Origin of the sequence: Acidovorax sp. Root275, from assembly GCF_001428965.1 — a bacterium.
In the GTDB taxonomy this organism is placed as follows: Bacteria; Pseudomonadota; Gammaproteobacteria; order Burkholderiales; family Burkholderiaceae_C; genus Acidovorax; species Acidovorax radicis.
Genome location: NZ_LMJH01000008.1, coordinates 1104023 through 1116101, shown reverse-complemented (window position 1 = coordinate 1116101; position 12079 = coordinate 1104023). Strand labels below are relative to the sequence as shown.

Sequence of the window (12079 nt, the reverse complement as noted above, 5' to 3'; positions counted from 1 at the left end):
GTAGCGAAGCCCTCGACTATAGCACTAGTTTTAGGGGCGGCAAGAAAGATGGGAGGAAATTTTTAGATTCACCTATAGGACAACCATCCTTGACCACCCCTCTACACCCGCCACTTCTCCAACAACTTCTCCGGGCTAAGGCTGTCGTAGCCTTCGAACGGCTGATGAATCCAGGGATTGGTCGGCAAAAATTCCACCGAATAGTCCGGAGTGAATGTCGACAAGCCCTTGGTCCAAATCACGGCGCTGCGCAACTCAGTGATCGGAGCATAGTTGGTCTTCAGCATGCTGATCACCGCATGCAAGGTGTGCCCAGAGTCCGCAAGGTCATCTACCAACAGTACCTTGCCGGCAATTTCACCCTTGGGCGTTGTTATGAAACGCGCAATATCGAGATGTCCCTGCACGGTTCCGGCCTCTGCACGGTAAGAACTCGTGGACATGATGGCCAGAGGCTTGTCAAAGATGCGACTCAGAATATCCCCTGGACGCAACCCCCCGCGTGCAAGGCAAAGGATCGTGTCGAACGCCCAACCCGATTGATGCACCTTCAGTGCCAGCTTCTCGATGAGACTGTGGTACTCGTCATAGCTGACATAAAGGTGCTTGCCGTCTTCGGTCAACATGAAATGGCTCCTGGATAGATAGGTGCGGGCTCGTGAGTCAGTGGCATCGGTAAACCACTAGCCCGCGACATAAGGGTGACGCATCATGATGGTGTGGTCGCGGTCGGGGCTGGTAGAGATCATGTCGATCGGCACACCCGTAACCTGCTCAATGCGCTCCAGATAGCGGCGAGCGCTCTGTGGCAACTTAGCGTAGTCCGTCACACCCACGGTGGACTCACTCCAGCCGGACAAGGTCTCATAGATCGGCTTGCACCGCGCAATGTCTTCCGCACCCATGGGCAGGAGATCAATCTGCTCCCCGTCGAGTTCATAGCCCGTACAAAGCAACAACTCTTCGAGACCGTCCAGAACATCCAACTTGGTAATGCACAAACCAGAGAGACCGTTGACTTGAGCGCTACGCTTGAGCAACGCAGCGTCAAACCAGCCGCATCGACGGCTACGCCCAGTGGTCACCCCCTTCTCTGCGCCCACGGTGCTCATGTGATATCCAGGCGTTCCCGGAACTTCCCAATCAAGCTCCGTCGGGAAAGGACCTCCGCCTACGCGGGTGCAATACGCCTTGGTAATGCCCAAGATGTAATGCAACATCCCTGGCCCAACACCCGACCCTGCCGCTGCGTTTCCGGCAACACAATTGCTGGACGTGACATAGGGATAGGTCCCATGATCCACATCCAGCAGCGTGCCTTGCGCACCTTCAAACAGGAGATTGGCGCCATCGCGATGGGCGTCGTTGAGTTCACGCGACACATCCGCCATCATGGGCTTGAGCAACTCTGCATGGCGCATCGCCTCTGCGTAGACCACGTCGAATTGGACTTCACCGCCCTCAATGTAAGGCTTGAGGGCATCACCAAACATGAAGGAGCCAGAGCGCAGGTAGGTCGTAAGGATGTGGTTGTGGAGATCCAGCAATTCACGCAGCTTGGCTGCAAACCGCTCTGGGTACTTCAAGTCTTGGACGCGCAAGGCACGGCGGGCAATCTTGTCCTCGTACGCAGGGCCAATCCCTCGTCCGGTTGTTCCAATTTTCTCCGTACCGCCCTGTTCACGGGCAGCTTCGCGCGCCACATCAATGGCAGCATGGAATGGAAGAATCAAGGGGCAGGCCTCGCTGATACGCAGGCGCGAGCGGACCTCAACACCTGCTTTCTCCAACCCTTCGATTTCCTCGAACAGCTTGGCAGCCGACAAAACTACGCCATTGCCGATATAGCACTTGACGCCAGGGCGCATGATGCCGCTGGGGATCAAATGCAGCGCCGTCTTCACCCCATTGATAACCAATGTGTGGCCCGCGTTGTGCCCGCCCTGAAAACGGACAACACCTTGTGCACTTTCAGTCAGCCAGTCAACCAGCTTGCCTTTGCCCTCGTCGCCCCACTGGGTTCCGACTACCACTACGTTGCGACCTTTGGTTGCTTTCATCTCAAACCCAATTCAATTGACAATTGCTCAAACAGCCTGCACGACCCATTGGCCCGCAACCTGCACCAGTTCCCTGTCGCAGTGAAACTCATCCACTTCGCTCCCATGTCCCGGCAGAACGCAAACCACCGTCTCACCGGCCTTGCGCAGCTCGGCGATTGCGGCATTCACGTCATCGGCCTCCCCCCAGGGGGCGCGGATGGCAGCCTTTAGCGCACGCGGCGAGACCACACCCACCACCTGCTTGATGTCCAAACTGAATCCCGCCGCTGGACGGGTCCGACCGAACACTGCGCCCACCTCGTCATAGCGACCGCCACGGACGAGCGCGTCGCTTGCACCCGGGGCATAGATCGCAAAACGCGCGCCACTGTAATACGCATAGCCACGCAGATCAGCCAGATCGAAAGTAACAGCAGCCCCTTCTAAGCGGGAGGCAAGCCATTTCAAATTTGATAGCACTTGAGATATTCCAGGAAAGCGCTGGAGAGATTTTTGAGCCTCAACCAGTACGCCCTGATCTCCATAGAGCTGAAGCAGAGCCAACAAACCTTCACGAGATTCAGGGGGAAAATCGCGGGTCAAGGCCGCCAATTCAGCCGCATCCTTGGCCGCAAGTGCGGCATGGATACCACTCAGGATCTGGGGGTTCAACGGCACGCCCGCCAGAAGAATTCGGACGATCCGCACATCCGCCAGGTCAATTGTGGTGTTGTGCACATTGGCAATGCGCAAACATTCTCGGGCCAACTGCAATGCCTCAAGATCAGCCTCCAGTCCGGCATGCCCGTAGATCTCCGCGCCAAACTGAAGCGGTTCGCGGGTCGCATGGGGACGATCTGGCCGTGTGTGCAGCACCGGGCCGCAATAGCAAAGGCGGGTGACCCCTTTGCGGTTGAGCAGATGCGCATCGATACGAGCCACTTGGGGGGTGGTGTCCGCTCTGAGCCCCATGGATCGCCCGGAGAGCTGGTCCACCAGCTTGAAGGTCTGGAGATCGAGCGCCTCGCCAGTGCCTGTCAGCAGAGATTCAAGATGCTCTAGCAAAGGAGGCATGACCAGCTCATAGCCGTAACAACGGGCTGTATCAAGCAGCCCGCGACGCAATTCTTCGATGTGCCGCGCTTCGGACGGCAAGACATCGGCAATGTGATCCGGAAGGACCCAAGCAGACATGGAGAAAAAGGGGGGCTGTTAAAACCGTGATTCTACCGGGAGCGGAGAGAAGTCCCGAGAGACTCCATCCACCATCGGCTCATGCGCTGGTCAAAGCCAGAGCATCAACACACCAGCGACGATTGCCAACAAGGCGAAAAATCGAACCTGGCCGTCCCGCAGCAGCAAAATCTGGGCAACAGCGCGTCGCCAACTCTGGGGTGAAAAGAAAGGCAATAACCCCTCAATCACCAGAACCAGCGCCAGTGCTGTCCATAGGTTTTCAGAAGTCAATGCGGCCGGCCTTCGACGACGGGCCCAAGATCTACCTGCGAGGTGCGGCAGGTACAGCCACTGAATTACCACCTCGGAAAGTCTTGAAAAACTCCGACGAAGATGGGTCAAGAACCATCACATCGCTTTTCTTGTTGAAGCTGGACTTATAGGCTTCCAGACTCCGGTAGAACTGCGCAAACTGTGGGTCGCGGCCAAAAGCCTCTGCGTAAATGCGCGCAGCTTCGGCGTCGCCCTCACCTTTGATCTTCTGAGCATCTCGATAGGCATTGGCGATCGTGATTTCACGCTGGCGATCCGCATCAGCACGGATTTTTTCACCCTCTGCCGCCCCCGTGGAGCGCAACTCATTGGCCACCCGTTTGCGTTCAGCTTCCATGCGCCGATACACCGATTCCGTAATCGCCTCCACGTAGTCGACGCGGGTAATGCGTACATCCACAACATCGACACCCCAAGGCTTGGCACCACGGACCGTCTCCAGCACCTCACGCTTCACATCCGCCATCAATGCTTCCCGCTTGAGGGAAAGCAATTCCTTGACGGTGCGCTTGTTGATCTCTTCTTGGAATGCATTGCGGACAACTCGGTTCAACTGCATCGCGCCAGCACTTTCGTCCAGACCGACATTGCGGATGTACTCCGTAGGCTCAGAGATCCGCCAACGCACATACCAATCAATCACCACACGCTGCTTCTCCGCTGTCAGCATAGGTTCCGTATCGCTGCTGTCCAGCGTCAGAAGGCGTTTGTCGATGTATGACACATTCTGGAAGGGTGGTGGCAGCTTGAAATTCAAACCCGGCTCGGTGATCACTTCCTTGATCTGCCCCAACGCATACAACACACCAAATTGGCGCTGATCCACCACAAAAAGCATGGAACTCATGAGGGCCAGTACCACCAGGAGGGTCGATGCAATAAATCCGACTCTGTTCACGAGCTGCTCCTAGCGAGATTCACGATCACGTGTACGACTGCTGTCACGCGCTCGGGGGTCATTAGAGAAAGTAGACGAAGGCACCGCCGGTGCCGCCACAGGAGCCGTAGTGCTCGCGGCAGGGGCATCAGAAGCCCCTCCTCCGCTGGCGACACTTTGCATGATCTTGTCCAGTGGCAAATACAACAGGTTGGACCCCTGTCTCGATTCAACTAGCACCTTGGTCACGCTGCCATAAATCTGCTGCATGGTCTCCAGGTACATGCGGTCACGGGTCACCTGCGGCGACTTCTGGTACTCCGCAAGGATGGAAGAAAATCGCTGCGCATCACCTTGCGCCTGGGCAACAATCCGCGCCTTGTAGGCTGCTGCCTCTTCGTTCAGGCGCGATGCAGAACCCACGGCCCGAGGGATAACGTCATTCGCGTACGCTTGGGCTTCATTCTTGGCCCGCTCGCGCTCCTGGCCCGCTTTGAGTACATCGTCAAAGGAGGCCTGCACCTGCTCTGGGGGGCGCACCCCACCTTGCTGCAGATTGATACCGACCACCTCCACGCCCACCTTGTAGCGATCCAGGATGGTTTGCATGAGAGTACGAACACGCGGTGCAATCTGATCACGCTCTTCGGCCAACGCCGTATCCATGCGCATCTTTCCAACCACTTCGCGAACTGCCGTCTCCGCCGCCTGAACCACGGCATCCGTCGGGTTCTTGCTTTCAAACAGCCAAGCGCGGGCGTCACTCAAGCGATACTGAACGGCAAATTTGATCTCTACGATATTCTCATCTTCCGTGAGCATGGCCGACTCCCGCAACCCCGTGCTCTTGATGATGCTGTCACGCCCAACATCTGCGGACCGTATCTGGGTCACAAAGACCAGTTCGTGGCGCTCAATGGGGTAAGGCAGGCGCCAGTTGAACCCCGCCCCCACCGTGCTTTTGTACTTGCCGAACTGAGTAATGACGGCCTGTTGGCCTTCCTGGACGATGAAAAAACCTGTCCCCATCCAGATGACGAAGACGATCCCTGCGATCAGCCCCACGCCCACGCCTGCGCTCTTCATATCCGGCTGAAATCCGCCACCAGAACTACCGCCGTTGCCTGGCCCTCGACCACCGCCGTTCTTGGAACCAAAGAAGCCTCCGAGCTTCTTGTTCAGGTCACGCCAAAGTTCATCCAGGTCCGGCGGTTGCCCATTGTTCGGCCGCTGGTCGTTGCCCCGATTGCCGGCCGGTGGGGGTGTAGCAGGCCGCTCATCCGGTCGTCCGCCATCGTCAGTCTTGTTGTCCTCGCCGCGCCCCCAGCGAGGGTCATTCAGATTGAACATGCCCCGAATGCGTTCTGGCAACGATGCCCAGCGTAGGGTGCGATTTTGGAAATTCATGCGCAAAGTCTCTGGTTCTCTGTATGGCATTGGTAATGCTGGCATTGTGCCCAATCAGGGCACGGTCCCTGGCAATTCAATGGCGGCTTCAGGGGTCATGCGCTCCTGGACAGCAACGACTCGGGATGAGAGCGCTTGGCGCAGCGTACCCAATCCCTCGCCAGAACGTGCGCTCACAAACAGGCGCGGAAACAACTGACCATCGACGTCATACTGGTCCTCAAGAAGCGGCGGGCGCTGCTCGGCCTCCAGTGAGTCCAGCTTGTTGAACACCAGTATTTGGGGAATGTCAGCCGCCCCGATCTCGTGCAATACTTTTTGGACCTGAGCCATCTGCTCCGGAAAGCCCGGATTGGATGCATCCACGACATGAAGCAGTAGATCCGCATCAATGGCCTCTTGCAGCGTTGCCTGGAACGCATCCACCAAGCCGTGAGGCAAATCCCGGATAAATCCCACGGTATCGGACAGTGAGACCGATCGCCCGGCATCACCCAAATAGAGTTGCCGTGTCGTGGTATCCAGTGTCGCAAACAACTGGTCTGCAGCGTAGGCTCTCGCCTTCACCAGTGCATTGAAGAGTGTGGACTTACCTGCATTGGTGTAGCCCACCAATGAAATGTTGAAGGTATCACGTCGCTCGCGCTGCCTCCGCTGCGTGGACCGCTGACGCTTGACCTTCACCAGGCGGTCACGGGTACGCTTGACTGCATCACTGATCATCCGGCGATCCAGCTCAATCTGCTTCTCGCCGGGACCGCCACGCGCCCCAATCCCACCCGTTTGGCGCTCCAAATGCGACCAACGACGTACAAGACGGGTACTGAGATACTGCAATCTCGCAAGCTCCACCTGGAGCTTGCCTTCATGACTGCGGGCGCGCTGGGCAAAAATTTCCAGAATCAGCAACGTGCGGTCATTGACTGGAAGCTCTAAGTGACGCTCCAGATTTCGCTGCTGTGCCGGACTGAGGGACTGATCGAACAGAACTTCCACCGCACCGTGCATCTGCGCCAGAGTACGAATTTCATCCGCTTTGCCACTACCAACGAATAAGGCAGCATCCGGAGCTTTCCGCTTGCAAGTCAAGCGGCCAACAGGTTTCATGCCAGCTGTCTGCGCAAGCAACCCCAATTCCTCAAGATCACCATCGAAGTGCGGAAGACCAAAGTCAACCCCCACGAGCAATACCGGAGTACCGTCTACCGATGAAGAGGTCATCGAATGCAAAGGAGTTTGCCCTCTAGCCCGATCAGGACAAGAGGCGAAGACGGATTCAGGAACAACAACTTAAGCGTTGTTGCTATCTGCATCAGAAGTATCGGCAGTGGAAAAATTGACCGCGCGACCTGGCACGATTGTAGAAATGGCGTGCTTGTAGACCATCTGGGTCACCGTATTGCGCAGCAACACGACGTATTGGTCAAACGACTCGATCTGCCCCTGCAGCTTGATTCCGTTCACGAGATAGATAGAAACAGGAACATGCTCCCGACGCAAGGCGTTGAGGAAGGGGTCTTGCAAAAGTTGGCCTTTATTGCTCACGATATTCTCCGTGTTCAAAAATGTTGTTGTAAACCAGCACCTTACCACAGCCTGAGACACGCTCCAGACTCAGGACGCATGGCCCTTCAAGGATCGAGCCTTTGACCTTTGAATCAGTCGTCGTCCTTGTCTGCAAAGGGATTGTGCGAGGTCTTCATCTCTATTCGCAGCGGCGTACCCACCAAATCAAACTCTTTTCGGAAACGACCTTCCAGAAAACGCTTGTAAGCATCGGTGACATGCTCCAGCGAATTGCCATGGACAACGATGACCGGAGGATTCATGCCACCCTGGTGCGCGTATCGCAATTTCGGCCGGAACATGCCCGCCCGTTTGGGGCTCTGGAATTGCACCGCTTCCAACAGCAGACGTGTCAATATCGGGGTCGACATCTTGCAGGTCGCCGCTTTGTGCGCCTGCGCAATGGACGTCCAGAGCGGCCCCAGGCCCTGGCGTTTTTTGGCCGAAATGAAATGCAAGGATGCGAACTTCAGAAATGCGAGCCGGGTCTCGATAGACCGCTCCAGCAACTGGCGCTGGTAGTCATCGACCGCATCCCATTTGTTCACAGCAACAACCACCGCCCTGCCACTCTCAAGGATGTATCCCGCGATGTGCGCATCTTGGTCCGTGACGCCCTGGGTCGCGTCGAGCAATAGCAGAACCACATTGGCCGACTCAATAGCTTGAAGCGTCTTGACGACCGAGAACTTTTCGATCGCCTCAAAAACCTTCCCCTTGCGTCGCAACCCTGCCGTGTCCACCAGTTCAAAGCGTTGACCATTGCGCTCAAATGGTACGGTAATGGCGTCCCGGGTCGTGCCCGGCATGTCGAACGCAACCAAGCGCTCCTCGCCCAACCACGTGTTGATCAGGGTCGATTTACCAACATTCGGTCGCCCCGCAACAGCAAGCTTGATGATGCCCTTGTCAGGACCGCCATCGGAGTCATCGGGCTCAGGAAGCTGTAGGGGCTCAAGGGCAATATCCACCAAGCTCCGTATACCTTGTCCATGCGCCGCAGAAACCGGATAGACCTCACCCAGACCCAACTCATAGAACTCGGCGAGTTGCACGCCTTCAAGCATGCCTTCTGCCTTGTTGGCAACGAGAACACAAGGCTTGCCAAGACGGCGCAAATAATTCGCAATGTCATGATCTTGTGCTGACACGCCCGCACGGGCATCTACTACAAAAATGACCACATCGGCTTCGGCGACAGCCTGCTGAGTCTGCTTGGCCATTTCCTTGTAGATACCACTCGACGCATCAGGCTCAAAACCCCCTGTATCGATAACGATGTATTCGTGCTTACCTTGCTTGCCATTACCGTAATGCCGGTCACGCGTAAGCCCTGCGAAATCCGCAACAATGGCGTCGCGGGACTTGGTCAGGCGGTTGAAGAGCGTGGACTTGCCGACATTCGGACGCCCCACGAGGGCGATAACTGGCTTCATTAAATAAAATCCATCAATCTGGACGGAATCCGTAGACACCACCATTGCGAGTAACCACTACCAACGTATCGGCGGCCACAGCGGGTGCTGCGGCAATACCTGAACCATCCGTGGCCATGCGGTTGAGCGGAGAACCATCCGTACGGGATAGCAGATGAACGAGGCCTGCGTCGTCCCCAATCACCACCGAGCGCCCTAGCAGCAGAGGCGCCGTCAGTTTGCGGTGCTTGAGCCTGTCAGTCGTCCATAGACGCGAACCATCGCTGCGGCGCCACCCAACCACCGTGCCATTGCTCTCTGCACCGAACAGGGCCTCCCCATCACCATGCACACCATCGGGACCATTGGCCGGCTGCGCCCAAGCCACCGAACCCCTGGCAGCATTGACACAACCCACAGCTGTCTGAAATGCACGCGCACAGATGGAATCGCCCACTCTGCTGGTACGCCCGACCAGCTCTACCAAACGCTCAACATCGTTGGTACCGCGCGAACTGGCCAACGGAGCTTCCCAGCGCACACTGCCATTGTCTGGATTCAAGCCCACGATACGGCCGGCAAAACCCGCCACCAACGTATCGCCAACCGCCAGAAGAACGCCTGCCTGACGCAAAATCAAGGGATCTCCAGAGCGCTGCTGGCTCCAGAGTTTGTGCCCCGTCGCAGCATCGAAGGCCGCCAAGGAACGATCGGCCGAGAGTACAAATACGCGTCCGCCAGCGACAAGGGGAGGAGTGAATACTTGCGCAGCCAGTGACTGGCGCCACCGCTCACGGCCAGCATCCAAAACGATCAGCGCATTGCTGCGGGAAACAACTGCGGCCGACTTGCCGTCACTTCCAACCCCCGCAGACAACGGCTCCGCCAGAGCCGCGCGCCATACATCCCCGCCGGTGCGGGCATCGATCGCAGCCACAATCCCATCGGAAGATGCGACAGTAACGACATTGCCTGCCGTGTGGATATCAAGGGGCAAGCCAGCAACACTGCCAATCCGGTTGGTCCAGGCCTGCCGCACGCCAAGCACTGCGACATTGGCTCCCAGATCAGCAGGCACAGGCTTGGCGGCGCCACTGCTCCATAGCGAGCATCCTGCCAATGTGGCCACCAAGACCCCCGAGACAATGCATCGCAACCCAAACAACCCGCACTTCGCCTCGTTTTCACGAATGAACGCCATGGTTATTTCACTCCGTCTATGGATCCAGCGGCAGCCATCGCAACACCTTGGGGAGAGACACCCAAAGCCCCAAGCTTGACCTCCACAAGGCGACGGTACTCAACACTGTCTTCAAGAGACTTATAGGCCTTGGCGTACTCAGCAATGGCTTCTGCACGTTTTTCCTGCAAAAGATAGATGTCGCCTCTACGATCTGCAAACACAGCATCAAACTCCAGCGGAGCACTGCCAGACAGCTGTTTGAGTGCTTCGTCGTAGCTTTTTTGATCCATTAGCACGCTGGCCAGGCGCAATTTGGCCAAGGCCTTAAGGCCATCATCTCCCGACTGGGTCGCCACCCAACCGAGTGCCTCTTTGGCGCCATCGGCATTGCCTGTATCCACCATGGTCTTGGCCAACGCAAGCCCCGCCTGACTGGCCTGGGTCGTGCCCGCGTACTTGGCCTTCAGGTCAGCAAACGCCTGCACCATCCGATTTTGGTCACCTGCCCGGGCTGCCACCTCCACAGCGTCATAGAGCGCTGCGGCTTGGCCCGCCTGCCGGTTCTGCCAATATTGATATCCGTTCCAAGCGACCAAAGAGCCCGCTACCAAAATCAGCACCGAACTGATCAGCGTGCCCCAGGTGTTCCAGAAATGCTTGAGCTGATCAAGCTGCTCTTGTTCTTCGAGATCGAGGTGATTTGCCATGGAATGTGTTCTGTTTAGCGGTTGGATTGTAGGGTGGGCGCCCATTCGGCCAGGGAATCCAGAGTGTGGTCGGACTGTGCGCCCACACCATCACGCAATGACTTGACAACAACCATCCCACGGGACAGCTCATCTTCGCCGAAGACCAGCGCGTAAAGCGCGCCACTCGCATCTGCCTTCTTGAATTGGGATTTCATGCTGCCCATGCCCTCACCCCCAGCGGGCGCAGCGTGCATTTGTACACTGACACCAAGCTGCCGCAACCGCTCGATGGTGGTCACAGCCACGGGTAGAGCCGCCACGGATGGAATCACGGCATAAACGTCAGGCGACAGGGCAGGTAGCGTACTGGCTTGTTCCTTGAGAAGTTCAAGCACACGCTCAACCCCCAGCGCCCATCCCACCGCAGGCGCAGCCTTGCCACCGATCTGCTCGATCAGGTAGTCATAGCGACCGCCGCCGCAAATCGTGCCCTGCGAGCCCAACTGATCGGTGACGAATTCAAAAACCGTCAGGTTGTAGTAGTCCATGCCCCGAACAAGCCGCGGATTGACAGTCCAGGAGACTCCGTTGGCGCTCAAGATGGACTTGACGGCATCGAAATGCGCGAGTGACTGAGGCCCCAAAAAATCGATCAAACGAGGCGCAGCTTCCACCATGGATTGCATAGCAGGATTCTTGGTATCCAGAATGCGCAACGGATTGCTGTGCAAACGTCGGCGCGCCTCTTCATCCAACACATCCATATGCTGCTCCAGGTAGGAAATCAGCGCAGCACGGTGGGCCTTGCGTTCATGCGGCTCACCCAGGCTGTTTAGCTCCAGCCGCACGTTCTGCAAGCCCAGTTCACGCCACAGTGCCTGGGCGAGCAAGATCAATTCCGCGTCGACCTCGGCGCCAGGAAAACCCAGCGCTTCAGCTCCAATCTGGTGGAACTGGCGGTACCGCCCCCGCTGCGGACGCTCGTGACGGAACATGGGCCCCATGTAGTAGAGGCGCTTGCCTCCGTCATACAGCATGGAATGCTCTGCGACGGCTCGGACAACCCCGGCAGTCGCCTCAGGACGCAAAGTGAGATGCTCACCATTGAGACGATCCTCAAAAGAGTACATCTCTTTTTCCACAATATCGGTGACCTCCCCAAGCCCCCGCACAAAGAGCGGCGTAGGTTCAACGATCGGCGTACGGATATTGCGATAGGCATAGCGCGCCATGAGGTCGCGGACCTTTGACTCCAGCCACTCCCAGCGGGCAGATTCCGGAGGCAAGATATCGTTCATGCCTTTCACGGCGACCAATTTTTCCGGCTTGGGCGCCAAAGTGCTTTTTTCGTTACTCACAACTGTTCTTTTCTCTATCTGGCAGTTCTTGGA

At 57.1% G+C, this 12079-nt stretch carries 12 protein-coding genes; all 12 read right to left on the bottom strand.

The genetic code is table 11. From position 1 onward, the window contains the following. Nucleotides 1-101 precede the first annotated feature (101 nt). The 12 genes from ASE52_RS15075 to hisS all read right to left on the bottom strand — a co-directional run bounded on the left by ASE52_RS15075 (nt 102) and on the right by hisS (nt 11986). Entirely contained in the window at nt 102-626 is a 525-nt protein-coding gene (locus ASE52_RS15075) for a phosphoribosyltransferase (protein ID WP_010464186.1), read from the bottom strand. Nucleotides 627-683: 57 nt separating this feature from the next. Next, nucleotides 684-2060, bottom strand: a complete 1377-nt coding sequence (locus tag ASE52_RS15070; RefSeq protein ID WP_057227134.1) for an adenylosuccinate synthase — start codon at nt 2058-2060, stop codon at nt 684-686. 27 nt (nt 2061-2087) lie between these two features. After that, entirely contained in the window at nt 2088-3236 is a 1149-nt protein-coding gene (locus tag ASE52_RS15065) for an ATP phosphoribosyltransferase regulatory subunit (protein ID WP_057227132.1), read from the bottom strand. A 90-nt stretch (nt 3237-3326) separates the two neighbouring features. Beyond that, the gene (locus ASE52_RS25185; protein ID WP_082606886.1) at nt 3327-3509 is read right to left on the bottom strand and encodes a DUF2065 domain-containing protein; all 183 of its coding nucleotides are present in this window, start codon (nt 3507-3509) and stop codon (nt 3327-3329) included. A gap of 31 nt (nt 3510-3540) precedes the next feature. Further along, on the bottom strand, nt 3541-4449 hold the full coding sequence (hflC, locus tag ASE52_RS15060) for a protease modulator HflC (protein WP_010464180.1): 909 nt from the start codon (nt 4447-4449) through the stop codon (nt 3541-3543). Between the two features lie 9 nt (nt 4450-4458). Beyond that, complete coding sequence (gene hflK / locus ASE52_RS15055; RefSeq protein ID WP_029414121.1) at nt 4459-5835, bottom strand: FtsH protease activity modulator HflK; 1377 nt, start codon at nt 5833-5835, stop codon at nt 4459-4461. 54 nt (nt 5836-5889) lie between these two features. Then, complete coding sequence (hflX, locus tag ASE52_RS15050; RefSeq protein ID WP_085940314.1) at nt 5890-7056, bottom strand: GTPase HflX; 1167 nt, start codon at nt 7054-7056, stop codon at nt 5890-5892. Between the two features lie 69 nt (nt 7057-7125). Next, the gene (hfq, locus tag ASE52_RS15045; protein WP_010464175.1) at nt 7126-7380 is read right to left on the bottom strand and encodes an RNA chaperone Hfq; all 255 of its coding nucleotides are present in this window, start codon (nt 7378-7380) and stop codon (nt 7126-7128) included. A 113-nt stretch (nt 7381-7493) separates the two neighbouring features. Continuing rightward, nucleotides 7494-8837: a ribosome biogenesis GTPase Der gene (der, locus tag ASE52_RS15040; protein WP_057227131.1), complete on the bottom strand. Its 1344-nt coding sequence runs from the start codon at nt 8835-8837 to the stop codon at nt 7494-7496. A 13-nt stretch (nt 8838-8850) separates the two neighbouring features. Further along, a complete protein-coding gene (gene bamB, locus ASE52_RS25180; RefSeq protein ID WP_241777010.1) occupies nt 8851-10017 on the bottom strand; it encodes an outer membrane protein assembly factor BamB in 1167 nt (388 codons plus the stop codon). Nucleotides 10018-10019: 2 nt separating this feature from the next. Continuing rightward, complete coding sequence (locus ASE52_RS15030; protein ID WP_057227127.1) at nt 10020-10706, bottom strand: tetratricopeptide repeat protein; 687 nt, start codon at nt 10704-10706, stop codon at nt 10020-10022. A gap of 14 nt (nt 10707-10720) precedes the next feature. Further along, entirely contained in the window at nt 10721-11986 is a 1266-nt protein-coding gene (gene hisS / locus ASE52_RS15025) for a histidine--tRNA ligase (RefSeq protein WP_035198245.1), read from the bottom strand. Nucleotides 11987-12079: the final 93 nt, after the last annotated feature.